This is a genomic window from Fodinibacter luteus, assembly GCF_039541575.1.
In the GTDB taxonomy this organism is placed as follows: Bacteria; Actinomycetota; Actinomycetes; order Actinomycetales; family Dermatophilaceae; genus Fodinibacter; species Fodinibacter luteus.
Genome location: NZ_BAABGM010000003.1, coordinates 357,511 through 383,179, shown reverse-complemented (window position 1 = coordinate 383,179; position 25,669 = coordinate 357,511). Strand labels below are relative to the sequence as shown.

Sequence of the window (25,669 nt, the reverse complement as noted above, 5' to 3'; positions counted from 1 at the left end):
CGCCACCGTCCACGTCGCCAGCATCGACCACTGGCTCAGACGACTTACGTAACAGGTCCTAGCTGCCGAGCGGACTGCGGAGCGGCGCGGGGCACCTGGCTGCGGACATGGGACGGCCCCGGTCGGGGGGACAACCGGGGCCGTCGGCGAGCCGAGCTCCGGGGGGGAGAAGCCGGTCCGCCGTTCGCTCAACCCCGAAGGGGAGCGAGTGGGTCAATCCTGCGTCATGGCCGGGTCTCGGCGCAAGTCCCGACCCCGACATGCCGAGAACGTTCTCAGGACCACCTCAGGACGACGGAATCCGAAGGTTTCGATGAGGCGGTTGATTCTTTGACCACCGCGGTGACCGCCGGTCGGCGCCCCTCCACGACGGCGCCTCCACCCGGATCACCGGGAGGAGGCGTCGTCCCACCGCGGTCCTCCGGGGCGACCAGGCGTGCTCCATGCCGTCGTCGTGCTGGGTCCAGCCCATCACGATCGGTCCATCAGTGGACTGCCCGCGCGTGGGTACCCGTTCATCCCGCGGTAGTTCTTGGGTGACGGTCACCCGAGGGCTCCCGTCACCTCCGTTTGTACTCCTCGACGCGCCGTCCCGACAAGGCCGGTCGGCGAGTCGCGTCGTCACCCGGCGCGTCGCACGTCACCCGAGTCGGCCGGCGAGCACCGCATCCGCCACCTCCTCGCCCGCGGCGGCGGCAGCACGGACCGCGGTGCAGCAGTGGGAGACCCACAGCCCCACCCCCGCGACGTCACCGCGGCCGTAGGCCACGAGAGCCCCGAGGTAGGCGGCCCCGCCCCCGGCGCCGTGTCCCGCCTCGGTCACCGCGACCCCGGTCGGGTCGAGCCCGCCCGCCTGGACGACGGCGCGGTCCAGCGCCCGCGCGACGACGGCGTTGCCCCGCACGAAGGGTCGGACCGTGGCCAGCTCGGCATGGACGAGGGCCGCGGCGACGACCACCGGCAGCCTGGGCGTCGCGAGCAGCACCTCGGTGACCGCGCGCAGCCGGGCCGAAACCACGGCCGGGTCGGGCGCGGCGCCGAGGTCGGTGAGCTCGCGGCAGTCCTCACCCGCCAGCCGGGGCCGTCCGAGCGCGGCAGGGTCGTCGACGAGGTCGCGCGCCGCCGCCGTGTGCAGGCGGGCGAGCGCCTGGAGCGGCGCCGTGAGCACGACGGGCACGACGTGCTCGGTCTCCGCCGTCGCCGCGACGACACCGCGCACCGTGCGCTCGACGGGGTCCGGCTCGGCCGACCACGTCGCGGCGCCGCGCACGACGTCGCGCAGGACGTCGACCGGCACCGACGCGCCCTCGAGCTCGGCGCTGGCGAACGCCCCGCGCACCCGCGACTCGGCGGCCGCCTCCGGGATCCGGCGGCGCAACGCCTGGTGCCACCGCAGCCGGGTGCACGCCTCGCGCGCCGCCTCGACCTGCTCCGGGATGCCGGGAAGCTCGGCGAGGCGCGTCACGGCGTCGACTGCGGGGCTCTCGGCGGGCACGCGACCAGCCTAGGCGGACGGCATCCGGATGCCGGCGAGCTGCCTCGAGCGCGCGACGAGCCGCCCGGTGGAGTCCCAGACGAGCGCGTCCTCGACGAGCAGGTCGCCGACGACGGTGTCGGTCGACAGCTCGACGAGCAGCCAGCCCGGCGCCGGGTCGCCGAGCACCTGCCCGGTCAGCTCGAGCGTCGGGGCCCAGCCGGGCACGCCGAGGTCGAAGGAGACCGGCATGAGGGCGTCGACGGCGTAGGGGAGCATCGCGACGTCCGGTTCGCGTCCGTCGCGCATCCGCAGCCACGCCCGGATGACCCCGCGCCGGGTCGGCCGCCCCACGGCGAAGCCCGCCGTCGACGGGTCGACCCGCACGTCGAGGCGGTCGAGCATCGTGATCGGGGCGGCCGCGGGCGACGCGTCACGGGTGGCCGGAAGGCACTCCCCCGGGTCCGGCAGCGACGGCGGGGCGGGGGCCCGGTGCACCGTCGTCGTGCGGGCGACGTCGCCGAACGAGCCGACGAGCCGCACCCGCTCGACGGGGCCGGCATCCGAGGACTGCACGACCCGGGCCTGGGCGGTCGACACGCTGCGGCCGGTGCGCAGCACCTCAACCGACACCTCGACCGGACCCGCCTGCGCCGCGGACAGGAAGTGGGCGCCCCACGACAGCGGGGCGGTGTGACCGGATGCCGTGAGGCCCTCGGCGACCGCCCCCAGCCCCAGCGCCATGAGCACCCCGCCGTTGACGGCCCGGCCGATGAGCCAGTCCTCCCCGAGGTGGCCGCGCCCGGTCGCGACGCCGCCCTGCCGCGTCGCGGGCCCGTCGACCCAGGTCAGCCCCAGCACCTCGTCGAGCTCAGCCATGCGCGCCTCCGTTCTCGTCCTGTGGTCCGGACCCGAGCCTAGGGTGGGCCCCATGACGGGAATCCACTGGCCGACGGCCGTCCTCGTCATCGGCACGGGGCTCCTCGTCTGGCTCGCCGTCTGGCTGTTGCGCCGCAACCGCCGCCGCGGGTTCCTCTCCGAGGTCGACCGGGCCACGTACGCCACCCTGCACACGGCCTCCCTCGCCTCGCAGCACCTCGGCGACGGCCTCACCCCGGAGGCTGCCGAGAAGGCGGGGCGCCACCTGCTGTCGATCCTCGGTGCGCACGCCCTGAGCCTGTCCGACCCGGGCAGCGTGCTGTCGTGGACCGGCACCGGCGAGCACCACGCCGGCCTGGCCCTCGGCCTCGGCGACGAGACCCGGCGCACCGGCCGCACGGTCGTCCACGGCGCGTCCGACGTCACCTGCTCGGACCCGAACTGCCCGATCCGCAGCGCGGTCACGGCCCCGCTCGTCATGGACGACCTCGTCGTCGGCACGCTCACCGCCTGGACCGAGCACCCCTCGCCCGGCCTGGCCCGGGCCACCGAGGAGGTCGCGGCCTGGGTCTCGAGCCAGCTCGCGCTCGCCGAGCTCGCGCGCACGCGCACCCGGGTCATGGAGGCCGAGCTGCGGGCCCTGCGCGCGCAGATCAGCCCGCACTTCATCTACAACAGCCTCGCGGCGATCGCGTCGTTCGTGCGCACCGACCCCGACCGCGCCCGCGAGCTGCTCATCGACTTCGCCGACTTCACCCGCTACGCCCTGCGCTCCGGCGGCCCGTTCACGACCCTCGCCGAGGAGCTGCGCAACGTCGAGCGCTACCTCGTCCTCGAGCAGGCGCGCTTCGGCGACCGGCTCGAGATCTCGCTGCTCATCGCCCCCGAGGTGCTGCCCGTCACCGTGCCCTACCTCGCCGTGCAGCCGCTCGTCGAGAACGCCGTGCGCCACGGGCTCGCCGGGAAGGAGGGGGTCGGGCACCTCGAGATCACCGCCACCGACCGCGGCTCCGACGCGGAGATCTCCATCGAGGACGACGGCGTCGGGGCCGACCCCCGCCGGATCCGGACCATCCTCGACGGGGCCCACGCGAGCGACTCCGTCGGGCTCGGCAACGTCGACGCGCGGCTCCGCCAGGTCTACGGTGACGAGTTCGGGCTCGTCGTCGAGACGGCCGAGGGGGCGGGAACGAAGGTGACCTTCCGCGTGCCCAAGTTCGCGCCCGGCATCCACGCCGACGCGTAGTCGCTGGCCCTAGGCTCGGGGCCATGTCCACCAACGTCGTGGGGCTCACCGCACTCGTCGTCGACGACGAGCTGCCGGCGCTGTCCGATCTCGGCTACCTCCTCGGCCGCGACGAGCGCATCGCCGAGGTCATCACGGCATCGAGCGGCACCGAGGCGCTGCAGGTGCTCGACGGCCGCGACGTCGACGTCGTCTTCAGCGACATCTCGATGCCGGGCCTGGACGGCATGGCGCTCGCGCGGGTCATCTCCCGGTTCTCGGTCCGCCCCCAGATCGTCTTCGTCACGGCCCACGACCAGCACGCCGTCGACGCGTTCGCCCTCGCCGCCACCGACTACGTCATGAAGCCGGTGCGCGCCGAGCGCCTCGCCGAGGCCATCCGCCGGGTCGTGAGCGCCCAGAGCGAGAAGGCCCAGGGAGGCGCCGGAGGCGGCGCGGAGGCCGGGCCCGCGCCGGTCGAGGACGAGACGATCCCCGTCGAGCTCGGCGGCGTGACCCGGTTCATCACCCGCAGCCAGATCCGCTACGCCCAGGCCCACGGCGACTACGCCCGGCTGCACACCGACACCGGGTCGCACCTCGTGCGCGTGCCGCTCAGCGTGCTCGAGGAGCGCTGGGCCGACCACGGCTTCGTGCGCATCCACCGCAGCACGCTCGTCGCGCTGCCCCACGTCAGCGAGGTCCACATGGACCACGGCCGCTGCTCGGTGCTCGTGGGCACCGTCGAGCTGCAGGTCAGCCGCCGCCACACCAAGGAGCTGCGCGACACGTTGCTGCGCCGGCCGATCGGCGAGCGGCGCGGCTGAGCATGGCCACGCCGGGCGACGGTCCGCCGCAACGGGTCCGGGTCACGAGCTCGCGTCGTGGAGCGGCTCCCATGCGGGCCCGCCCCGTCGCCCGCGACCTCGACGAGCAGACCGGCCTCGGCGACGTCTACCTCGCCGGCCTCATGCGCGCGCAGCTGCGGCTCTCGGCGGCCGTCCTCGCGCTCACCGCCGTCGGCCTCGCCGCCCTGCCCGTCGTCCTCACCCTCGTCCCGGCCACGCGCACCCTCACCATCGCCGGCCTGCCGTTCCCGTGGCTGGCGCTCGGGGTGCTCGTCTACCCCGCGGCCTGGTTCCTCGCCCGCTGGTACACCCGTCAGGCCGAACGGATCGAGCAGGACTTCGCCGAGGTCGTCGAGTCCTCGTGAGCAACCCCCTCTCCCTCGTCGCGGTCGTCCTCGTCTGCCTCACCACCCTCGTCGTCGGCGGCCTCGGGCTGCGGCTGTCCCGGCGCACGAGCGACTTCTACGTCGCGGGCCGCACCGTGTCGCCCCGGCTCAACGCGTCGGCGATCGGCGGGGAGTACCTCTCGGCGGCGAGCTTCCTCGGGGTCGCGGGACTCGTCTACGACCGCGGCGTCGACATGCTCTGGCTGCCCGTCGGATACACCCTGGGCTACCTCGTGCTCCTCGTCGTCGTCGCGGCGCCGATGCGTCGGTCCGGCGCCTACACGCTGCCCGACTTCGCGGAGGCCCGGTTGGGGTCGCGCGCGATCCGGCTCGTGTCGTCGGCCCTCGTCATCGGCATCGGGTGGCTCTACCTCATCCCCCAGTTCCAGGGGGCGAGCCTGACCCTGACCCTCGTGACCGGGGCCCCCGCGTGGGTCGGGGGCTTCGTCGTCATGGTCGTCATCGCGCTCGCCGTCGGTGCGGGCGGGATGCGGTCGATCACGTTCGTCCAGGCCGTCCAGTACTGGATCAAGCTCACGGCGCTGGCCGTGCCCGCGTTCGTGCTGCTCGCCCTGTGGTTCCGCTCGGGGGCGCCGCGCCCCGAGGTCGACCCGTCGTGGCACATCCCGCTCGCCCCGACCGGCCCCGACGACCACCCGGTGTACCGCACGGCATCCACGGTGCTCGCCCTGTGCCTCGGCACGATGGGCCTGCCGCACGTCCTCGTCCGCTACTACACCAACCCCGACGGCACGGGCGCCCGGCGCACGACCGTCACCGTGCTCGCCCTCCTCGGCGTCTTCTACCTCATCCCGCCGGTCTACGGGGCCCTTGGCCGGGTCGCCTACCCGACGCTGCCCGAGGGCGTGGGGTCCGACACGATCGTGCTCCGGCTGCCCGAGACCCTCGTCGAGGGCCTGGCGGGTCAGCTGCTCACGGCGATGCTCGCGGGGGGAGCGTTCGCCGCGTTCCTGTCGACGGCATCGGGCCTGGCGATGTCGGTGACGGGCGTCATCGACCAGGAGCTGCTGCGCCCACGGCTCTCGCGGTTCGCCGGCGGTGACGTGCCGGGGGTGCGGGGATTCCGGGTCGCGGCGATCCTCGCGGTCCTGCTGCCCTACGTCATCAGCCGGGTCAGCGAACCGCTCGGACTGGCGACGACGGTCGGGCTGGCGTTCGCCGTCGCGGCGGCGACGTTCGCGCCCCTGCTCATGCTCGGGGTGTGGTGGCGCCGGCTCTCGACGTGGGGGGCGATGGCCGGACTCGTCGTCGGGGGGCTGTCGGCCGGTGGGGCGATCGTCACGACGATGGTGGCCGACTCCCTCACCGGCTGGCCGGCCGCACTGCTCGCGAACCCGGCGATGTGGGCGACACCGCTCGCCCTCGTCACCGCGCTCCTCGTCTCCCTCGCGACGCCCTCGCGGATCCCGGCGGGCACGACCCGCACGATGGTGCGCCTGCACACCCCGGAGCGGGTCGCCCTCTCGAGGTCGCGGCTGCGCGACTGAGGCGGATGCCGGGTCGCGGGGTGTGTGCGCGGGCCTATCGACACTGCTGAGCCAGCGTGCAGCAGTGTCGATCTCTACGGACCACCCGGCCCCTGCCCCTCAGCAGACCGCCACGTCGGACGCAACGAAGCCGGGTGCCCGGGTGCACAAAACGTCCGCGCCCACGTACGGATCGGAGAAGTCCGGCGCGCCGACGGGCGTCCGGGAGGCTGGAACGGCCTGCGGTCGACCGGGAACCGCACGAGGTCGGGCCGGATGCCGCAGTTCCTCCGGGGGAGGCCGGCCTCTCCGGACCCGACGCCGGTGCTTTCAGCCCACCGCCTCGCGCGCCGCGACGAACGCCGCCACACAGGTGCGCACGTCGTCGGCGGAGTGGGCGGCCGACAGCTGCACCCGGATCCGCGCCCTGCCCCGCGGCACGACGGGGAAGCTGAACGCGATGACGTAGACCCCGTTGCCGAGCATGTGGTCCGCGATGGCCGCGGCCTGCCGGGCGCCGTCCTCCCCCGGGAACATGACCGGGGTGATCGGGTGCGAGCCGGGCAGCAGCTCGAACCCGGCCTCGGTCATGAGCTCGCGGAACAGCGCGGAGTTGGCCTGCAGGCTCTCGCGCGCCTCGCTCGACCCGGAGACGAGGTCGAGAGCCGTGAGCGAGCCGGCGACGACGGCGGGGGCCACCGAGTTCGAGAACAGGTAGGGGCGCGAGCGCTGGCGCAGCAGGTCCACGACCTCGCGGTGGCTCGAGACGTACCCGCCCGACGCGCCCCCGAGCGCCTTGCCGAGGGTGCCGGTGAGGATGTCGACCCGGTCGACGACGCCGAACAGCTCGGGCGTCCCCCGTCCGCCCGCGCCGACGAAGCCCACGGCGTGCGAGTCGTCGACGAGCACCATCGCCCCGAACTCGTCGGCGAGGTCGCAGATCTCGTCGAGCGGGGCGAACGAGCCGTCCATCGAGAACACCCCGTCGGTGACGACGCACACGCGCCGGGCACCCCCTGCCCGGGCCGCCTCGAGCTGCCCCCGCAGGTCCGCCATGTCGGCGTTGCGGTACCGGAAGCGGGCCGCCTTGCTCAGCCGGATGCCGTCGATGATCGAGGCGTGGTTGAGCTCGTCGGAGACGATGGCGTCCTCGGCCCCGAAGAGCACCTCGAAGACACCGCCGTTGGCGTCGAAGCACGAGCTGTAGAGGATCGTCTCCTCGGTGCCGAGGAACTCGGAGAGCCGACGCTCGAGCCGGGTGTGCTGGGTCTGCGTGCCGCAGATGAACCGCACCGACGCCATCCCGAAGCCCCACTCGTCGAGCGCCGCGCGACTCGCCGCCACGACGTCCGGGTGGTCGGCGAAGCCGAGGTAGTTGTTCGCGCAGAAGTTGAGCGCCTCCCCGCCCGTCGTCGCCACGTGGGCGGCCTGCGGTGTCGTGAGCTCGCGTTCGCGCTTGTAGAGACCGGCCTCCTCGATCTCCCTCAGCGTGGCCGCCAGCTCGTCCTTGACTGCGCCGTACACGTCGCCTCCTCGTGGGTCCGGTCTTCCTGGGGCCCGACAGCGGCACCCGACCCGGCCAGCGTAGGCCCGCGCGCCGGCATCCGATCGACGCCCGAGCCGCAAGGGTCGCGAACCCACGTCGAGAGTGCGCGGCACGCTCGAGCCGCCGTCGAGGCGCCAGCCGCGTCGTGAACTCTCGACCGCGTCGCGGGCGGAGGGCTCAGCTCCAGTCGAGGACGACCTTGCCGCCGTGGCCCGAACGGGTCTCGTCGAACGCCTCCTGCCAGTCGGCGGCGGCGTGCCGGCCGGTGATGACCGAGGACACGGCGGCCCGCAGCTGCGGCGACGACGCGAGCATGGACCCCATGAGGTACCAGGTCTCGAACATCTCGCGGCCGTAGATGCCCCGCAGCGTGATCATGTGCGTGATGACCCGGCCCCAGTCGATGGCGTAGCGGTCGGTGGGCAGGCCGAGGAGCGCGACCCGGCCGCCGTGGTTCATGTTCGCGAGGAGGTCCTCGACCGCCGCGGGAGAACCCGACATCTCGAGGGCGATGTCGAAGCCCTCGACCATCCCCAGCTCGCGCTGTGCCGCCGCGAGCGTCCCCCCGGCGGACACGTCGACGACGAGGTCGGCCCCGGCGGCCCTCGCGAGCGCGAGCCGCTCGGCCGACAGGTCGGTGACGCAGATCCGGCGGGCCCCGGCGTGCCGCACGATCGCCGTCGCCATGACGCCGATCGGCCCGGCGCCCGTGACGAGAACGTCCTCCCCCACGACCGGCCACTGCAGCGCGGTGTGGGTCGCGTTGCCGAGCGGGTCGAAGATCGCGCCGAGGTCGGGGTCGAGGTCGGCCGGCTGCACCCACGCGTTCGTCGCCGGGATGACGACGTAGTCGGCGAAGGCACCGTCGCGGTTGACCCCCACCCCGACGGTGTTGATGCACAGGTGCCGGCGGCCGGCGCGGCAGTTGCGGCAGTTGCCGCACACGATGTGCCCCTCGCCGGAGACCCGGTCGCCGACCGCGACGTGGTCGACGTCCGCCCCCACCTCGACGACCTCGCCGAAGAACTCGTGGCCGATCGTCATCGGGGCGCGCACCGTGGCCGCCGCCCACTCGTCCCACTGCTCGAGGTGCAGGTCGGTGCCGCACAGCCCGGCCCGCAGCACCCTGACCTTGACGTCCTTGTCACCGCACTCGGGCTCGGGGACGTCGACGAGCTCGAGACCGGGGCCTGCCGTGACCTTCCTCAGCGCGCGCACGGGCCCATCATGCCGCTCGCAGGCGGATGCCGTGCCGCTCGCGAGCGCGATGCCGTGCGGTCGCGGGCGGATGCCGTGCGGTCGCGGGCGGGATGTCCGGCTCCGGCCGCGGTGCACCGCTCGTCGCGCGACGCGCGCCGCTCGCCGCGGCGCCGGGGTCCGCACGTCGCCCCGCGGACCCGCCCGGCGCGCCACCCGGGCGCGAGGGTGCCCAAGGGCCCCGACCTGCCCCCACCCTTGAGCCGAGCCGGTCGATCGGTCCGGACATCAGACCCTGGAGGTGACCCGTGAGCAACGACGCTCGCACGCACGACGAGGACCCGTACCTCGCGCTGCAGTCCACTTCGGAGTTCCAGGAGCTGCGCAAGAAGTTCCGCGGGTTCGTCTTCCCGATGACCGCGTTCTTCCTCGCCTGGTACTTCGTGTACGTCCTGCTGTCGATCTTCGCGTCCGACTTCATGGGCACGACGCTGTTCGGCAACATCAACATCGGCCTGATCTTCGGGCTCGGACAGTTCGTGACGACGTTCGCGATCACGATCATCTACGCGCGGTGGGCGAACCGTGAGTTCGACCCGCTGGCCGACAAGCTCGGCTCGCGCCTCGACGCCGGACAGGAGGGCTGACCATGGCCGGCCTCAGCAGCCTCGCCGCCGCGACCTCGACCTCGGTCGGCAGCCCCGCCCTCAACATCGCCATCTTCGCGTCGTTCGTCGTCGTGACGCTCGTCATCGTCATCAAGGTGGCCTCGGGGAAGAAGACGGCCGAGCAGTACTACACGGCCGCGGGTGCCTTCACCGGCCGCCAGAACGGCATCGCGATCGCCGGCGACTACCTCTCCGCGGCGAGCTTCCTCGGCATCGCCGGCGCCATCGCCCTCCAGGGGTACGACGGCTTCCTGTACTCGATCGGCTTCCTCGTCGCGTGGCTCGTCGCGCTCCTGCTCGTCGCCGAGCTCATGCGCAACACGGGCCGCTTCACGATGGCGGACGTCCTGTCCTACCGCCTCAAGCAGCGCCCGGTGCGCATCGCGACCGCCACCTCCGTTCTCGCCGTGTCGTTCTTCTACCTGCTGGCCCAGATGGCCGGCGCGGGCGGCCTCGTGTCGCTGCTCCTCGGGGTGAGCGGCGAGACCGCGCAGAACCTCGTCATCGCCCTCGTCGGCACCGTGATGATCGCCTACGTCCTCATCGGTGGCATGAAGGGCACCACGTGGGTGCAGATCATCAAGGCCATCCTGCTCATCGCGGGGACCGCGGTCATCTCGGTGTGGACGCTCGCGAAGTACGGCTTCAACTTCTCGGCCCTGCTCCAGGGCGCCGTCGACAACTCGCCGAAGGCGGGCGACGCGCTCCTCGCACCGGGCCTGAAGTACGGCGTGAGCACGACGACGAAGATCGACTTCATCTCGTTGTCGATGGCCCTGGTCCTCGGCACCGCGGGACTGCCGCACGTGCTCCAGCGCTTCTACACCGTTCCGACGAGCAAGCAGGCCCGCAAGTCGGTCGAGTGGGCCATCTGGCTCATCGGCGGCTTCTACCTGCTCACCCTCGTCGTCGGCTACGGCGCCGCCGCCCTCGTCGGCCCTGCGACCATCACCGCGGCCCCGGGCAAGGCCAACGCCGCTGCACCGCTGCTCGCCTACGAGCTGGGTGGCTCGGTCCTGCTCGGCATCATCTCCGGCATCGCCTTCGCGACGATCCTCGCGGTCGTCGCCGGTCTCACCATCACGACATCGGCGACCTTCGCCCACGACCTCTACAAGGAGGTCTTCAAGAGGGGTCAGACGTCGGGCGAGAGCGAGGTCAAGGTTGCCCGCATCGCGTCGGTCGTCATCGGCATCGTCGCCATCGTCGGTGGCATGTTCGCCAAGGACCAGAACATCGCCTTCCTCGTCGCCCTGGCGTTCGCCGTCGCCGCGAGCGCGAACCTGCCGACGATCCTGTACTCGCTGTTCTGGAAGGGCTTCAACACCCGCGGCGCGCTCTTCTCGATCTACGGCGGCCTCATCAGCTCGATCGGCCTGATCATCTTCAGCCCGGTCGTGTCCGGGAAGCCGGTCGACCCGGCGACGGGCAAGAGCCTGTCGATGATCCAGGGCGTGGACTTCTCGTGGTTCCCGCTCGACAACCCGGGTCTGGTGTCCATCCCGCTCGCGTTCTTCCTCGGGTGGCTCGGCTCGGTGACGAGCAAGGAGCACAACGCCCAGAAGTACGCCGAGATGGAGGTCCGCAGCCTCACCGGTCACGGTGTCGCGGAGGCCGTCAACCACTGACGCGGCTGCTCCACCTCACCCGACGAACCCCCACCTCACCGGACGAACCTTGTCCAGTGAGGTGGGGGTTTCTCGGGTCACCCGACCAACGGGGCGCTGGGGCGGGCGGCGGCGGGTCAGACGTGCGCGCTCGCCTGCGCCCGCAGCCCGGCCGCGAGGTCGTCGTCGACGGTGGCGAAGAAGTGGCCGACGACGTCCTCGAGGTGCGCCAGGCCCTCGGCCCGGAACAGGATGGGCTGGTACGCCGTGATGTCGTAGTTGAGCGTGCCCATCTGGCCCAGGTCGAGCGGGCGGATGTCCATGTGCCCGAACTCGTCCATCTCGCCGTAGCTCGACAGGATGCCGGCGCCGTAGGCCTTCGTGACGCCGCCCTCGGCGATGACGCCGAACTCGATCGAGAACCAGAAGACGTCCGCGACGAACTGCATCGCCTCGTCGGTCTCGAGTCGCTCGCTCGCCCGGCCCGCCGCCTCGACGATCGCCGCGAACCGCGGGCTCGCGAGCTGGTTCGCGTGACCGATGACCTCGTGGATGATGTCCGGCTCGGGCGTGTAGAGCGGCTGGCTCGGGTGCCGCAGGTACTGCGTCGAGTTGAAGGTGCGCGCGCCCAGGTCGGCGTAGAACTCGCGCAGCGGCACGAGCCCGGGGGCGGCGGTGTACGACCAGCCGGTGAGCGGGAGCAGCCGCTCGGTGACCTCGTGCAGCTGGGGCACGTGGTCGGTCGGCAGGTCCAGCACCGCCTTCGCCGCGAGGAACTCGGAGTGCGCGTACCTCTCGTGCTTCGGTGCGAGCTCGGCGGACACGAGCCGCCAGATCTCGTGCTCCTGCTCGGTGTAGTCGATCGTGGGCACCGGCTGCCCCGGCCGGTGGGCCAGGGCCGCCGCGGCGATGTCGCCCCGTCGCGCGCGGTACGCGGGGTCGGTGAACCCGGGGTGGTCCTCCCCGAGGTGCACCTGCACCTGCCCGTCGGCATCCGTCGACACGGTCGAGTAGAGCTGTCCCTCCTCGAACACCGTGCTCACCTCCTCGTGAGTGTGGGGTGGCCTCATGGGCCGTTCTCCCCACGGTTCCACGGACGTCGACAGGATGGAACCGATGCGGGACCCGATGGTCAATCAGCGCACAGTTTCGCCACCCGGTTCCGCGATTCTCTGGGCAACCTGCCCAGTCCGCCGGGACGGACGGATGCCGGGCGGCCGGCGGGTGCCCGCGGGGCGGCGTCGTGACCGGCGGCGTGACCGGCCTCGTCGCCGGACCCGCTCGTACGGTGCCCGTACCGCGGCGGCCGCCGCGGCCGCACCGGGCCCACGACGGCGCGGGATGCCGGTCGGCGGCCCACGGCGACCGCCCCGGACCCGCTCGGCGCACGCGCCGCCCGCCCACCGGCATCCGGGACCGCGAGCGGTTGATCGGCGGCCCGACCTCGGGTTGGCTGGGGGCCAGTCACTCAACGAGGAGGATCACGCCGTGACCGACGACAGCCTGTCCAGCCACGCGCACGAGATGGACTTCGCCCCCGACCCGGCGTTCTCCGCCCAGGCCAACGGGACCGCCGACCTGTACGACGCGGCGGCCGCCGACCACGAGGGGTTCTGGGCCGAGCAGGCCCGCAGCCGCATCACGTGGGCGACCGACTTCGAGCGCACCCTCGACTGGGACGACGCGCCCTTCGCGAAGTGGTTCGTCGGCGGCCGGCTCAACGTCGCCCACAACTGCGTCGACCGGCACGTCGAGGCCGGGAACGGCGACCGGGTCGCGATCCACTTCGAGGGCGAGGGCGGCGACACCCGCGCGATCACGTACGCGGACCTGCAGCGCGAGGTCGCGAAGACGGCCAACGCGCTCACCGAGCTCGGGGTCACGACCGGTGACACCGTCGCCATCTACATGCCGATGATCCCAGAGACGGTGTTCACGATGCTCGCGTGCGCCCGGCTCGGCGCCCCGCACTCCGTCATCTTCGGCGGCTTCTCGGCCGAGGCCCTGCACACCCGCATCGACGACGCGCAGTGCAAGGTCGTCGTGACGACCGACGGACAGTTCCGCCGTGGCAAGCCCTCCCCGCTCAAGCCCGCCGTCGACGAGGCCCTGCAGTACCCGAACCCGGTCGAGAAGGTGCTCGTCGTGCGCCGCACCGGGACCGACGTCGCGTGGTCGGAGGACCGCGACGTGTGGTGGCACGACCTCGTCGAGCGCCAGGCCGACACCCACGAGGCGCAGCCCCACGACAGCGAGCACCCGCTCTTCATCCTCTACACGAGCGGCACGACCGGGAAGCCCAAGGGCATCTTCCACACGAGCGGTGGCTACCTCACCCAGGCGGCCTACACGAACGCCGTCGTCCACGACGTCCACCCCGAGTCCGACGTGTACTGGTGCACCGCCGACGTCGGCTGGGTCACCGGCCACTCCTACATCGTCTACGGGCCGCTCGCCAACGGCGCGACCCAGGTCATGTACGAGGGCACACCGGACACGCCGCACCAGGGCCGCTGGTGGGAGCTCATCGAGAAGTACGGCGTGACCGTCCTCTACACGGCGCCGACCGCGATCCGCACGTTCATGAAGTGGGGTGACGACATCCCGGCCAAGTTCGACCTGTCGAGCGTGCGGCTCCTCGGGAGCGTCGGCGAGCCGATCAACCCCGAGGCCTGGCTCTGGTACCGCAAGCACATCGGCGGCGACCGGGCTCCGATCGTCGACACGTGGTGGCAGACCGAGACCGGCGGCATCATGATCAGCCCCCTCCCCGGCGTCACGACGCTCGAGCCCGGCTCCGCCCAGCGCCCGATCCCCGGCATCGCGGCCGAGATCCTCGACGACGACGGCCAGCCGTTCACCGAGGCCGAGAAGGTCGGCTACCTCGTGCTCACCAAGCCGTGGCCGGCGATGCTGCGCGGCATCTGGGGTGACCCCGAGCGCTACAAGGACACGTACTGGAGCCGCTTCGGGCCGAAGTACTACTTCGCCGGCGACGGGGCGAAGTACGACGAGAAGGGCAACATCTGGCTGCTCGGCCGGGTCGACGACGTCATGAACGTCTCGGGCCACCGGCTGTCGACGGCCGAGATCGAGTCGGCCCTCGTCTCGCACCCCAAGGTCGCCGAGGCGGCGGTCGTCGGGGCGAGCGACGAGACCACCGGCCAGGCCGTGTGCGCGTTCGTCATCCTGCGCCAGGAGGCGGTCGAGGAGGCCGACGAGCCGGGTGAGGGCGGCGACCTCGTCCAGGAGCTGCGCAACCACGTGGCCCACGAGATCGGCCCGATCGCCAAGCCGCGGCAGATCATGATCGTGCCCGAGCTGCCCAAGACCCGGTCGGGCAAGATCATGCGCCGCCTGCTCAAGGACGTCGCCGAGAACCGCGAGGTCGGTGACGTCACGACCCTCGCCGACTCCTCGGTGATGAGCATGATCCAGCAGGGTCTCACCGGCGGATCGTCCTCGGACTGACCCGCTCCGGCGGACGGTGAGGGGTGCCGGCGGTCGCTCGGCACCCCTCACGCCCGGGCCGCGTGTGAGGATCGGGGCATGACCCGGATCGGCATCGTCACCGCGAGCACCCGCCCCAGCCGCATCGGCCACCACGTCGCCGCGTGGGTGCTCGACCTCGCCCCCGAGGGCGTCGAGCCCGTCGGCATCGACCTGCGTGAGCTCGCCCTCCCCTTCCTCGACGAGCCCGAGCTGCCGTCCGACGGCCGCTACGCCCACGAGCACACCCGCCGCTGGTCCGAGACCGTCACCGGGCTCGACGCCGTCGTGCTCGTCATGCCCGAGTACAACCGCGGCTACAACGCGGCCCTGAAGAACGCCATCGACTACCTCTATGCCGAGTGGGACGGGATGCCGGTCGCCTGCGTCGGGTACGGCTGGAGCGGTGCCCGGTACGCGCGCTCGGCGCTGCGGCAGACCCTCGAACGGGTCGGCATGGTCGTCGTCGACGGCGCCGCGCTCCACCTCGAGAAGACCCTCGACCCCGACGGCACGGTGCGCGCCGACGACGCCGCCGTCGCCGACGTGCGCTCGATGTTCGCCGCGCTCGTCGCCGCGGCGACGGCCCGCGAGCGGGTGGCCGCGCACCGATAGACTGTTCGCGGAGCGCCGGGAAGCCTGGTCGGCACGATGTCGGCGACCCCGCGGGGTCGCCCCCCACCGACCAGAGGAGCACCGCATGACGGACTCGCCGACCGACCCCGCCGGCCGCTCCGTCCTCCGCCGGCCGACCTGGACCGAGAGCCAGTTCGTCGCCAACGCGCTGCGCACCGAGACCATCGGTGGGGCGCTGCTGCTCATCGCGGCCGTCGTCGCCCTCGTCCTCGCGAACAGCCCGTGGAGCGAGGCGTACCAGACCCTGCGCGACACCTACGTCGGGCCGGAGTGGGGTGACCTCCGGCTGACGCTCGGGCACTGGGCGTCCGACGGGCTGCTCGCCATCTTCTTCTTCGTCGCCGGGCTCGAGCTCAAGCGCGAGTTCCTCGTCGGCGAGCTGCGCACCGTCGCCAAGGCCGCCGTTCCGGTCACGGCCGCGATCGGTGGCGTCATCATGCCGGCCGTCATCTTCCTCGCCGTCGTCGTCGCCCTCGGGGGGGACGGCGAGGCGATGCGCGGGTGGGCCATCCCCACCGCGACCGACATCGCGTTCGCCCTCGCCGTGCTCGCGGTCATCGGGTCCTACCTGCCGTCCGCCCTGCGCTCCTTCCTGCTCACCCTCGCCGTCGTCGACGACCTCATCGCGATCACGATCATCGCGATCTTCTACACCGCCGATCTCCAGGTGGTCCCGCTGCTCGCGGCCCTGCTGCCCCTCGGCGCGTTCGCGGCGCTCGTCCAGCGCCGCGTCACGTTCTGGTGGATGCTGCTCCCGCTCGCCTTCGCGACGTGGGCGCTCGTGCACGCGTCCGGGGTCCACGCCACCGTCGCCGGCGTCCTCCTCGGGCTCGTCGTGCCGGTCAAGGCCCGGGCGTCCGTCCCCTCGATCAGCACCCTCGACCGCAGGACCGACGTCGCCCACCGCTTCGAGCACCGGATGCGCCCGATCTCCGCGGGGTTCGCGGTGCCGGTCTTCGCCTTCTTCGCCTCGGGTGTCACGGTCATCGGAGGTGGCTTCGCGGCCGCCTTCCAGGACGAGGTGGCGATCGGCATCGTCGCGGGCCTCGTGCTCGGCAAGCTCGTCGGTGTCTTCGGCACGACCTGGCTCGTCGCCCGCTTCACCCGGGCCCGGCTCGACGACGACCTCGCGTGGCGGGACGTCGGCGGCCTGGCCCTGCTCACCGGCGTCGGGTTCACCGTCTCCCTGCTCGTCGGCGAGCTGGCCTTCGGGACCGGGTCCGAGCGCGACGCCCACGTCAAGCTCGCGGTGCTCACCGGATCACTGCTCGCGGCGACGCTCGCGTCGGTGGCCCTGCGGCTTCGCAACCGTACCTACCGTCGGATCGCCGAGCTCGAGAGGCGCGACGACGATGCCGACGGCATCCCGGACGTGTACCAGGGCGGGGCCTCCACGTCCTGAGGTGGGCGTCTCTCGGTAAGGTCGTGCAGCGAGGGCCCGCCACGCGGCCCGACGCGGACCACACAGGCGGAGGCGCAATGTCAACCGGCACATCGGGTAGCGAGCGGACCATCGGCCAGCTGGTGGCCGACGCCACGCACGACCTGCAGGGGATCGTCCGCGGCGAGATCGCCCTCGCGAAGGCGGAGGTCAGCTCCGGGGCCAAGGTCCTCGGCAAGGGCGTCGGCCTGCTCGCCGGCGCCGGGTTCCTCGCCCTCATGGGGTTCGTCTTCCTCCTGCACAGCGCGGCGTGGGGCATCGCCGAGGCGCTGCCGGTGTGGGCCGGCTACCTCATCGTGGCGGCGGTCGTGCTCCTCGTCGCCGTCGTGCTCGGCCTCCTCGGGAAGAAGTCGCTGGAGACCGCGCAGCCCGCTCCCGAGCGGGCCATCGACCAGGCCCAGCAGACCATCGCGGCCCTCAAGGGCGCCACCGGCGACGAGGACACGGGTGCGGCGCCCGCCGCAGCCGCCGCACCCGCGGGCGGCACGGCATCCGCCCGCCCCGCGTCCGGCACGGCATCCGCAGGGCCGGCGTCCGGTGGTGCCACCGGGTCCGCGCCGCCCACCCCGACGCCCTCAGCCTGAGGTGCACGCGCCGGTCGCGACCGGCGCCGACGACGCCGTGCCGCGGTCGAGCACCGGGTCGATCTCGTCGAGCGTGAGTGCGTAGCCGGTGTCAGGGTCGTCGAGCGAGGTCGCGAAGATCATGCCCACGACCCGGCCCGACGGGTCGACGACCGGCCCGCCCGACGCACCGCGACGAACCTGGGCGCGCAACGAGTAGACCTCGCGCACGACGCCGGTGCCACCGTGGATGTCGGCACCCCTCGCGGTGAGCACGTCGCGCACCCGGGCGCTGCCGACCCACAGCCCCTCGTCGCCGGGGAACCCCGCGAGCACGGCCGGGTCACCCGTGTCGAGCGGCTCGCCGCGGGGCATGCTCGGTGCGTCGAGACCGGGCACGGCGAGCACCGCGACGTCGCGCCGGGGGTCGAACGCGACGACGCGCGCCTCACGCTCGCGTCCGGTTCCCCTGAGGCTGACGCCGACGCGGTCCGCCCCGGCGACGACGTGGGCGTTCGTCGCGACCCGCCCCGGGGCGACGACCCAGCCGGTGCCGACCTGCGCCGCGTCGCACGTGCGGGACTCGGCGAGCACGCGCACGACGGAGCCCAGGGCGCGGGCCACCTCGGGGTCGGTCGCGAGCTCGTCGTCGGGGGCGTCGACCGGGGCGATCGGCTCGGGTCCGAGCCCCTCGAAGACGCGCGGGAAGCCGCTGCGGTCCAACGCCTTGGTGACGTCCTCGACGAGCCCGTCGGCGGACGGGGGCACGACCTCGTCGAGCGCGGTGACGACGGCCGAGCGGGCCATGAGGTCGCGCGCGGCAGGTGGGCCACCGACCCGGACCGCCCCGGCGACGACCCAGATGACGAGGACCGCCGCGGCGAGCACGGCGACGAGGCCGAGCGCGGAGTCGAGGGCCCGGGCGCTGGGGGCCTCGACCGACTCCCGCACCCGGCGGGCGAGCACGAGCATGAGCGACTGCCCCGCGACGGCGCCCGCGAGCACCGCGGCCAGGAGGGCGAGCACCCCGCCGGGCGTGGACGGCGCGAGGCCGAGCGAGTCCTCGAGCCAGCCGGGGACGAGGCGGACCGCGAGGAAGGCACCCGCGACGAGGCCGACGAGGCCGAGCAGCGCCGAGACGAAGCCCTGCCGCCACCCGCTCCACGCGTACCCCACGAGGACGAGCACGAGCACGACGTCGAGGAGCGCCTCGCCGCTCACCCCCGCGGCTCCTTCGGATGCCGTGCCCGGGCTGCGGCCTCGGCCTCGGCCTGCGCCTGGGCCTGGCGCATCCACGGCGACAGGACCCGCTCGGGCAGCGGACGCTCGATGCCGGCATCCCAGGGCAGCGCCACGCCGGCGAGCTCGAAGAGGCTGCTGAGCAGCATCGCCGTGAACCCCCAGACGAACAGGTCACCGACCTCGAAGGCGGGGCCGCGGTAGGGCCCGAACACCGCCGTGAACCGGTGCCGCGGTGCGACGAGGTCGGCCACCGGGACGCGCAGCACCCGCTCGACCTCACCGCGGTCGACGACGCCGACCGGCACGGGGCGCGGCCACCACCCGAGCACGGGGGTCACCGCGTGCTGGCTCGGGGCGAGGAAGAGCTCGGGGAAGGTCGCGAGCACCTCGACGCCCGCGGGGTCCAGGCCCACCTCCTCCTCGGCCTCGCGCAGCGCGGCGGCCACCGAGCCGTCGTCGTCGGGGTCGACCCGACCGCCGGGGAAGGACACCTGACCGGGGTGCGAGCGCAGCGTGTGCGCCCGCTCGGTGAGCACGACGTCCTCGCCCCCACGAGGGTCCGGGCCGAAGAGGATGAGCACGGCCGAGCGCCGGCCGGCCCCCTCCGGCGGAGCGTACGTCGAGAACCACTCGTGCTCGGCGACGTCGGTGCGGGCCGCGAGGGCGGCGAGCCACTCGGGGGTCGGCGCGGTCACGGGTGAGCGGGCTGCGGGTCGTCCGGCACCGGGCCGGGGGGCGGGTCGTCCGGCAGCGGGCCGGGGGGCGGGTCGTCCGGCAGCGGGCCGGGGGGCGGGTCGTCCGGCAGCGGGCCGGGGGGCGGGTCGTCCGGCAGCGGGCCGGGGGGCGGGTCGGGGAGGGCGGCGCCGGGGGCGAGCTCGTAGGCGAGCAGGGCTCGCGCCTTGACCGGGTCGGTCTCGCCCTCGCCGTAGGCGGGGCACCACCGGGCGACAGGGCACGCCCCGCAGGCCGGGCGCCGGGCGTGGCAGGTGCGGCGCCCGTGGAAGATGAGCACGTGGCTGAGCATCGTCCAGTCGCGCTTCGGGATGAGGGCCCCGAGGGCGTGCTCGACCTTGACGGGGTCGGTCTCGCTCGTCCACCCGAACCGGCGTGCGAGCCGGCCGACGTGGGTGTCGACGGTGATGCCCGGGACGCCGAACGCGTTGCCGAGCACGACGTTGGCCGTCTTGCGCCCGACGCCGGGGAGGGTGACGAGGTCGTCGAGCCGTCGCGGCACCTCGCCGCCGAACCGCTCGACGAGCGCGGCCCCGAGAGTGATGAGCGAGGTGGTCTTGGCGCGGAAGAACCCGGTCGGCCGGAGCACGGCCTCCATCTCGTCGCGGTCGGCGCCCGCGAGGGCCTCGGCCGTGGGCCACCGGGTGAAGAGGGTGGGGGTGACCGAGTTGACCATGACGTCGGTCGTCTGGGCGGAGAGCACCGTGGCGACGAGGAGCTGCAGCGGTGTCTCGAAGTCGAGCTCGCAGTGGGCGTACGGGTAGCGCTCCACGAGGGCCCGGTGGATGCGGCGCGCGCGCCGGGTGAGCGCCACCGGGCTCTCCTCGCCCGCGCGGGCCCGCCGGACGGCATACGGGGTGGTCACGGGCACCGGGTCAGCCTACGTCGTGGCCCTGACGGCCCCGGCCCGGCGGCGAGCGATCCGGCGGGGACGCTCCGCCCCGAACGGGTCCGTCTCTGGCACACTGTGGCTCGTGGATCACGATGTCGTGCGCAGAGCACCCCTGTTCGCCGCCCTCGACGAGCAGACCGCCGAGTCGCTCATCGCCTCCATGAGCCCGCAGCGCCTCGAGCGCGGCGACATCCTCTTCCACGAGGGCGACCAGGGCGACCGGCTCTACGTCATCGGCGAGGGCAAGATCAAGCTCGGCCGCACGAGCAGCGACGGCCGTGAGAACCTCCTCGCGATCCTCGGCCCCGGTGAGATGTTCGGCGAGCTGTCGCTGTTCGACCCCGGGCCCCGCACGGCCACCGCGACCGCCGTCGCCGAGACCCAGGTCGTCTCGATGGGTCACGAGCAGCTCAAGGAGTACCTCGCCACGCGCCCCGGTGTCGCCTCGACGCTGCTCGCCGCACTGGCCCGCCGGCTGCGCCGCACGAACGAGGTGCTCGCCGACCTCGTCTTCACCGACGTCCCCGGCCGGGTCGCCAAGGCCCTCCTCGACCTCGCCGACCGCTTCGGTCGCCCGGTCGACGATGGGCTCATGGTCGCGCACGACCTCACCCAGGAGGAGCTCGCCCAGCTCGTCGGCGCCTCCCGAGAGACCGTCAACAAGGCCCTGGCCGACTTCGCCTCCCGCGGGTGGCTGCGGCTCGAGGCCCGGGCCGTGCTGCTCATCGACGTCGACCGGCTCAAGCGCCGGGCCCGCTGACCGCCCGGCAGCACGCCCTCACCAGGCGCGCTGCGGGGTGCCGGACTCAGCGCGCGAGGTGGGCCAGCTGGGCGCGGATCGACAGCCGCGCCGCCGGCCACACGCTCGCCGGCACGTCGGCGTAGACCCGCCGCAGCACGCCCTCGACCGGGTCGTCCTCCGACGCGGCGCCGTCGGCGAGCGCCTGGCGCACCTGGTCGAGCCGCTCGGCGCGGTGCACGCGGTAGAACGCGACCATCGCCGCGGCATCCGGCACGACCGGTCCGTGCCCGGGGAGGATCGCGGTGACCGAGCCGTCGCCGGTCAGCGCCGCGATGCGCTCGAGCGAGTCGAGGTAGGCGCCGAGCTCGCCGTCCGGGTGCGCGACGACGGTCGTCCCCCGGCCGAGCACGGTGTCGCCGGTGAGCAGGACGTGGTCGGCCGGCAGGGCGAGCGAGATGGAGTCGGCGGTGTGCCCGGGCGTCGCGACGACGCGGAGCTCGAGGCCGCCGGCCCGCACGACGTCACCGTCGCCGAGGTCGTCGTGACCGCGACCCACCGCACGCACCCGTGAGCCGGTGATCTCGGCGAAGCGCGGCGCCGCCTCCGCGTGGTCGAGGTGACCGTGGGTGAGCACGGTCTCGGTGACGCGCGCACCGGCATCCTCGACGGCCGTGAGCACGGCGGCGAGGTGCCCTTCGTCGAGCGGCCCGGGGTCGACGACGACGGCATCGGTCGACCCGGGCTCGACGAGCACCCACGTGTTCGTGCCGTCGAGGGTCATCGGGCCGGGGTTCGGGGCGAGCACGCAGCGCGCCCGGCCGGTGACGGCCCCACCGGACCAGGGTGCGGTCACCGACGGCGGCGGGCTGGCGCTCACGGGTCACGAGTATGCCGTGGCTCGCCGCCGGGTTCCCCGCCGGAGGTCGCGCCTCGCAGACCGCGCGCCGGCTGAGGTCGCGCCTCGCAGGCCGCGCGCCGACTGGTGCTCCTGCCAACAGGCAGTGCCTGCCGCCGCGGTGGGGTTCCAGGCACGGCGGCACGATGGTCAGGAGGCCACTGCCTGTCGTGGTGAGCGCAGCGGCGGAAGCCCCGGCTCGCGCCCCGAGCGCACGTCGAGCCACGAGCGAAGGGCCCAGCGGACCCACGCGGGCTCCCCCATGACGTCCTCGTACGAGAACCGCAGCGAGGACCAGTCGAAGACGGCGAGCTCGGTGTGCCGGCGGCAGTCCTTGCGCAGACCCCGACGGGTGCCGTGGTGCTCGAATCCGTCAGCCTCGACCGCGAGCCGCAGCTCCTCGCTGCCGAGGTCGACGACGGCGTAGAGACCCGTGGCGCAGACCTCGAGCTGGGGCGTGAGGTCGAGGCCCTCCGCGAGGCAGAGTGCGCGCAGCACCGACTCGAACGGGTTCGCCGCGCGCCCGTCGGCGTGCGCGGCGACACGCCGTGCTCGAGCGGATCCGTTGCCGCGCAGGGCAGCCGCTCGAAGCGCGAGCTCCGGGCGGCCGACCACCCCCGACCGCAGGGCGGAGTCCGCCACGGCCAGGCCCTCGTCGAACGGCAGGGACCTCGCGCAGTCGAGGACGGTGCGCAACGGCGTCGTCACCCCGTGGTGCACCTCGTGGGGAGCCAGGTCGGCCCAGTGCGTGACGACCCCGCGAAGCTGGTCGGGCTGCAGGTGCCGCTTGCGCGCGACGGTGAGCCGCGCGGCATCCGGGACCGTCTTGACCTTCCACCCGTGGTGGACGGCGGCGCTGAGGTGGGAGAGCACCGCGGTGCGAGACTGCGCGATCGTGAGCTGGCCACCCGTCGACGGCAGGACGTAGCGGCCCCTCGCGGCGCGGTCGACGAGGCCGCTGTCCCTCGCGCGAGTGATGCGCCGGGCGGGGTGGACGTCGCGCAGCTCGCGCCACGTGGCGACCCCGCCGAGGAACGCAAGCGTGTCGGCGACGCCTGCGCCATCCCCTCGCTGCCCCATGTCGCCATCGTGCCTGCTCAGCGTCGGCGGCCACCGTCGTCATCCACAGGGGCGTTCCCACGAACAGGCAGTGGCACGGACCCGGAGGGGTCGCTGAGCACGCGGGCGCCCGATCAGGGGCTGCACTGCCTGTTGCCATGAACGCAAGCCGCCGCGCACCCCGTCGGCGGATGCACCCGGACCCGTCCACCCGCGGGGCTCACGGCAGCACGGTGCGCAGCACCGGCAGTCCGTCGTCGCCGAGCACGAGCTCGGGCAGCACCCGCGCCACCCGTGGCCGGTCGGCGAGGAACGACGCGGCATCGCCGAACGCGGCGAGCTGCTCGAGCGAGACGACCGTGGGTGGCAGCATCCGAACCTCGCCGGCCCGGTGCCGGGACAGCAGCTCTCGCGGCCGGACCCACGTGCTGTGGTCGGACTCCGTCGTCGTGCCGGTCGCGTGCTGGCCGGCCGGCATCCCGGCGGCGAGGATCCACGTGTCGTAGCGCCGCGGCTCGAACTCCGGTGTCACCCAGTGGGCCCGGCCCCGGAGGTCAGCCACCGACAGCCGCACCGCACACTCCTCCTCGACCTCGCGCACCGCCGCGGCGGCGAAGGGCGCGGCCTCGGCGACGCCCACCCCCATCGCGGCGGCGAGCTCGGCGAGGCCCGGCGTCTCGACGTCGAGCTGGTGGTCCACGGCATCCACGCCCCCACCGGGGAAGACGACCGTCGACGGCGCGAAGGCCATCGACGCGACGCGACGCTGGACGAAGACCTCGGGCCCGGCATCCCCGTCCCGAACGAGCATGACGGTCGCGGCGGCGCGCGCCCGGACGACGACGCGCTCGGGGGCGGCCAGCCACGCGGCCGCCCGCTCCCCGAGCCCCGGGTCGCGCGACACCGGGTGCTCGACAACCCGCCCCACCGGCTGCCCGTCGGCCACGGCGTCAGTCGCGCAGGTGAACGATGACCTCGACCTCGACCGGCGCGCCGAGTGGGAGAGCGGCCACACCGACGGCGGACCGGGCGTGCACCCCGGCCTCGCCGAAGACCGCGCCGAAGAGCTCGGAGGCACCGTTGACGACGCCCGGCTGCCCGGTGAACGACGGGTCGGACGCGACGAATCCCACGACCTTGACGACCCGCTCGACCCGGTCGAGGTCGCCGGCGACCGACTTCACGGCCGCGAGGGCGTTGAGTGCGCACACCGCGGCGAGCTCCTTGGCCCGCTCGGGCGACACGAGCCCCTCGCCCTCACCGACGTGCCCGGCCTCGGCGAGCACGCCGTCGACCATCGGCACCTGCCCCGAGACGTAGACCCGCGACCCGTCGAGCACCGCGGGCGCGTAGGCGGCGAGCGGGGCCACGACCTCGGGGACGCTCAGGCCCAGCTCGGCGAGGCGCTGCTCGACGGCCCCCACGATCAGGCCCTCGGGCGCTTGAGGTAGGCCACGAGGTTCCCCTCGGGCATGGCGAGCACCTGGACGAGCTCCCAGCCGTCCTCGCCCCACTGGTCCAGGATCTGCTTCGTCGCGTGCACGATGAGCGGCACGGTGGCGTACTCGTACTTCGTCATGGCGGCCACCCTAGCGCCGGCCGCCGGGGGCTACCGTGGCAGGCGTGAGCGAGCACAACCGGACCGACGCCGCGACCCACCGCGGGAGCGAGGTGCCGTCCCGGCCCGCCCGGCCGCCGGACCGCACCGAGGTCACCGGGCCGGAGCAGACCGACGTCTACGAGGTCTGGGAGCCCGCGGCCGACCGCGCGCGCGGCGTCACGGTCGCCCTCGTCCACGGCGGCTTCTGGCGCGAGGAGTACGACCGGGCGCACCTCGCCCCCCTCGCCGAGGCGCTGGCCCGCGACGGCTTCCACGTCGCGAACCTCGAGTACGCCCGCTGCGGGATGCCGGGCGGCGGCTGGCCCGGGACCGGCCGGTCGGTCGTCGAGCGGCTCGAGGCGGTGCGGGCCGACACCCACCTGCCCGACCGCGTCGTCGTCGTCGGCCACTCCGCCGGCGGCCAGCTCGCGCTCTGGCTCGCCTCCGGCGGCCGGATGCCGTGGCTCACCGGTGTCCTGGCCCTCGCCCCCGCCGCGGACCTCGCCGAGGTCGACCGGCTCGGGCTGAGCGATGACGCGGTGCGGGCCCTGCTCGGCGACCCCGACGAGCACCCTGACGCGTGGGCCGACGCCGACCCCGCCCGCCAGCGCCTCACCGTGCCGGCGGTCGTCGTCACCGGGGACCTCGACGACGTCGTCCCCGCGAGCGTCGTCGAGCGCTACGTCGCCGGCCGCGACCCGAGCGAGCCGCTGCGGACGGCGGTGGCGCGCGGTGCCGACCACTTCGACGTCATCGACCCGACCGGGCCCGCCTACCTGCTCGTGCTCGCCGAGGTCGAGGAGCTCACCCTCACGACACACTGAGCCGCCGGTCCGCGAGCGCCGTGGCCCCGGTGGCCGGCCGGCATCCGCACGGCGTAACCGGCCGGCATCCGCACGGCGCAACCGGCCGGCATCCGCCCGCCGCGACCAGCCGGCATCCGCACGGCGCAACCGGCCGGCATCCGCCTGCCGCGACCAGCCGGCATCCGCCCGCCGCAACCGGCCGGCATCCGCACCGACCCACCCACCGGCCTGCGAGGCGCTCGAGCGGCCCATCTA

At 73.7% G+C, this 25,669-nt stretch carries 25 protein-coding genes; 12 read left to right on the top strand and 13 right to left on the bottom strand.

Translation table 11 applies throughout. The features are described from left to right. Nucleotides 1-640: 640 nt before the first annotated feature. Both ABD899_RS04360 and ABD899_RS04355 read right to left on the bottom strand, forming a co-directional pair. Complete coding sequence (locus ABD899_RS04360) at nucleotides 641-1,495, bottom strand: Fic family protein (protein ID WP_345202700.1); 855 nt, start codon at nucleotides 1,493-1,495, stop codon at nucleotides 641-643. 9 nt (nucleotides 1,496-1,504) lie between these two features. Then, complete coding sequence (locus tag ABD899_RS04355; RefSeq protein ID WP_345202697.1) at nucleotides 1,505-2,353, bottom strand: thioesterase family protein; 849 nt, start codon at nucleotides 2,351-2,353, stop codon at nucleotides 1,505-1,507. A 52-nt stretch (nucleotides 2,354-2,405) separates the two neighbouring features. Here ABD899_RS04355 and ABD899_RS04350 point away from each other — a divergent pair, with 52 nt between their 5' ends. The 4 genes from ABD899_RS04350 (at nucleotide 2,406) to ABD899_RS04335 (ending at nucleotide 6,320) form a co-directional block, all read left to right on the top strand. Further along, the gene (locus ABD899_RS04350; RefSeq protein WP_345202694.1) at nucleotides 2,406-3,599 is read left to right on the top strand and encodes a sensor histidine kinase; all 1,194 of its coding nucleotides are present in this window, start codon (nucleotides 2,406-2,408) and stop codon (nucleotides 3,597-3,599) included. 23 nt (nucleotides 3,600-3,622) lie between these two features. Then, nucleotides 3,623-4,405, top strand: a complete 783-nt coding sequence (locus ABD899_RS04345; protein ID WP_345202692.1) for a LytR/AlgR family response regulator transcription factor — start codon at nucleotides 3,623-3,625, stop codon at nucleotides 4,403-4,405. Nucleotides 4,406-4,476: 71 nt separating this feature from the next. Further along, nucleotides 4,477-4,791 (top strand): hypothetical protein, encoded by a 315-nt coding sequence (locus ABD899_RS04340; protein ID WP_345202689.1) that lies wholly within the window; start codon nucleotides 4,477-4,479, stop codon nucleotides 4,789-4,791. Further along, the gene (locus ABD899_RS04335) at nucleotides 4,788-6,320 is read left to right on the top strand and encodes a sodium/solute symporter (protein WP_345202687.1); all 1,533 of its coding nucleotides are present in this window, start codon (nucleotides 4,788-4,790) and stop codon (nucleotides 6,318-6,320) included. Before ABD899_RS04340 ends, ABD899_RS04335 begins: the two co-directional genes overlap by 4 nt. 309 nt (nucleotides 6,321-6,629) lie before the next feature. Here ABD899_RS04335 and ABD899_RS04330 read toward each other — a convergent pair whose 3' ends face one another. After that, nucleotides 6,630-7,823 carry a glycine C-acetyltransferase gene (locus tag ABD899_RS04330; RefSeq protein ID WP_345202685.1) on the bottom strand — a complete coding sequence of 398 codons (1,194 nt, stop codon included), beginning with the start codon at nucleotides 7,821-7,823 and terminating at the stop codon, nucleotides 6,630-6,632. A 199-nt stretch (nucleotides 7,824-8,022) separates the two neighbouring features. Next, entirely contained in the window at nucleotides 8,023-9,063 is a 1,041-nt protein-coding gene (gene tdh / locus ABD899_RS04325) for an L-threonine 3-dehydrogenase (RefSeq protein WP_345202683.1), read from the bottom strand. A 287-nt stretch (nucleotides 9,064-9,350) separates the two neighbouring features. On the opposite strand from tdh, the gene ABD899_RS04320 reads away from it, so the two are divergent. Together ABD899_RS04320 and ABD899_RS04315 are read left to right on the top strand one after the other, a co-directional pair. Continuing rightward, nucleotides 9,351-9,689, top strand: a complete 339-nt coding sequence (locus tag ABD899_RS04320) for a DUF485 domain-containing protein (RefSeq protein WP_345202681.1) — start codon at nucleotides 9,351-9,353, stop codon at nucleotides 9,687-9,689. Between the two features lie 2 nt (nucleotides 9,690-9,691). Then, complete coding sequence (locus ABD899_RS04315) at nucleotides 9,692-11,338, top strand: solute symporter family protein (protein WP_345202678.1); 1,647 nt, start codon at nucleotides 9,692-9,694, stop codon at nucleotides 11,336-11,338. Between the two features lie 116 nt (nucleotides 11,339-11,454). Here the strand turns inward: ABD899_RS04315 and ABD899_RS04310 are convergent, their stop codons facing one another. Then, the gene (locus ABD899_RS04310; RefSeq protein WP_345202676.1) at nucleotides 11,455-12,387 is read right to left on the bottom strand and encodes a phenylalanine 4-monooxygenase; all 933 of its coding nucleotides are present in this window, start codon (nucleotides 12,385-12,387) and stop codon (nucleotides 11,455-11,457) included. Between the two features lie 454 nt (nucleotides 12,388-12,841). Here ABD899_RS04310 and acs point away from each other — a divergent pair, with 454 nt between their 5' ends. From acs to ABD899_RS04290, 4 genes are all read left to right on the top strand, one after another. After that, entirely contained in the window at nucleotides 12,842-14,788 is a 1,947-nt protein-coding gene (acs, locus tag ABD899_RS04305; protein WP_345202719.1) for an acetate--CoA ligase, read from the top strand. A gap of 78 nt (nucleotides 14,789-14,866) precedes the next feature. Beyond that, nucleotides 14,867-15,421, top strand: coding sequence for an NADPH-dependent FMN reductase (locus ABD899_RS04300; protein WP_345202673.1), 555 nt, complete (start codon nucleotides 14,867-14,869; stop codon nucleotides 15,419-15,421). Nucleotides 15,422-15,506: 85 nt separating this feature from the next. Beyond that, on the top strand, nucleotides 15,507-16,844 hold the full coding sequence (nhaA, locus tag ABD899_RS04295; protein WP_345202670.1) for a Na+/H+ antiporter NhaA: 1,338 nt from the start codon (nucleotides 15,507-15,509) through the stop codon (nucleotides 16,842-16,844). Between the two features lie 122 nt (nucleotides 16,845-16,966). Continuing rightward, nucleotides 16,967-17,467, top strand: a complete 501-nt coding sequence (locus ABD899_RS04290) for a phage holin family protein (protein ID WP_345202667.1) — start codon at nucleotides 16,967-16,969, stop codon at nucleotides 17,465-17,467. Here the strand turns inward: ABD899_RS04290 and ABD899_RS04285 are convergent. From ABD899_RS04285 to nth, 3 genes are read right to left on the bottom strand one after another with little or no spacing between them, the layout of a single operon-like run. Further along, the gene (locus ABD899_RS04285; RefSeq protein ID WP_345202665.1) at nucleotides 17,459-18,667 is read right to left on the bottom strand and encodes a MarP family serine protease; all 1,209 of its coding nucleotides are present in this window, start codon (nucleotides 18,665-18,667) and stop codon (nucleotides 17,459-17,461) included. The genes ABD899_RS04290 and ABD899_RS04285 overlap by 9 nt on opposite strands. After that, nucleotides 18,664-19,383 carry an NUDIX hydrolase gene (locus ABD899_RS04280; RefSeq protein WP_345202662.1) on the bottom strand — a complete coding sequence of 240 codons (720 nt, stop codon included), beginning with the start codon at nucleotides 19,381-19,383 and terminating at the stop codon, nucleotides 18,664-18,666. The genes ABD899_RS04285 and ABD899_RS04280 overlap by 4 nt, the downstream gene beginning before the upstream one ends. Further along, nucleotides 19,380-20,291, bottom strand: coding sequence for an endonuclease III (gene nth, locus ABD899_RS04275; protein ID WP_345202660.1), 912 nt, complete (start codon nucleotides 20,289-20,291; stop codon nucleotides 19,380-19,382). Before nth ends, ABD899_RS04280 begins: the two co-directional genes overlap by 4 nt. A gap of 103 nt (nucleotides 20,292-20,394) precedes the next feature. Between nth and ABD899_RS04270 the strand changes: the two genes are divergently transcribed. Then, a complete protein-coding gene (locus ABD899_RS04270) occupies nucleotides 20,395-21,072 on the top strand; it encodes a Crp/Fnr family transcriptional regulator (protein ID WP_345202657.1) in 678 nt (225 codons plus the stop codon). A gap of 46 nt (nucleotides 21,073-21,118) precedes the next feature. Here the strand turns inward: ABD899_RS04270 and ABD899_RS04265 are convergent, their stop codons facing one another. The 5 genes from ABD899_RS04265 to sp36 form a co-directional block, all read right to left on the bottom strand. Further along, the gene (locus tag ABD899_RS04265) at nucleotides 21,119-21,931 is read right to left on the bottom strand and encodes an MBL fold metallo-hydrolase (RefSeq protein WP_425474934.1); all 813 of its coding nucleotides are present in this window, start codon (nucleotides 21,929-21,931) and stop codon (nucleotides 21,119-21,121) included. Between the two features lie 168 nt (nucleotides 21,932-22,099). Continuing rightward, complete coding sequence (locus ABD899_RS04260) at nucleotides 22,100-23,029, bottom strand: DUF559 domain-containing protein (RefSeq protein WP_345202655.1); 930 nt, start codon at nucleotides 23,027-23,029, stop codon at nucleotides 22,100-22,102. 199 nt (nucleotides 23,030-23,228) lie between these two features. Next, the gene (locus ABD899_RS04255; protein WP_345202653.1) at nucleotides 23,229-23,954 is read right to left on the bottom strand and encodes an NUDIX hydrolase; all 726 of its coding nucleotides are present in this window, start codon (nucleotides 23,952-23,954) and stop codon (nucleotides 23,229-23,231) included. A 4-nt stretch (nucleotides 23,955-23,958) separates the two neighbouring features. Continuing rightward, nucleotides 23,959-24,432, bottom strand: a complete 474-nt coding sequence (locus tag ABD899_RS04250; RefSeq protein WP_345202652.1) for a RidA family protein — start codon at nucleotides 24,430-24,432, stop codon at nucleotides 23,959-23,961. Nucleotides 24,433-24,434: 2 nt separating this feature from the next. Then, nucleotides 24,435-24,587, bottom strand: a complete 153-nt coding sequence (sp36, locus tag ABD899_RS04245; protein WP_345202650.1) for a Sp36 family protein — start codon at nucleotides 24,585-24,587, stop codon at nucleotides 24,435-24,437. A gap of 44 nt (nucleotides 24,588-24,631) precedes the next feature. Between sp36 and ABD899_RS04240 the strand changes: the two genes are divergently transcribed. Continuing rightward, nucleotides 24,632-25,432 (top strand): alpha/beta hydrolase family protein, encoded by an 801-nt coding sequence (locus ABD899_RS04240; RefSeq protein WP_345202649.1) that lies wholly within the window; start codon nucleotides 24,632-24,634, stop codon nucleotides 25,430-25,432. Nucleotides 25,433-25,669 lie beyond the last annotated feature (237 nt).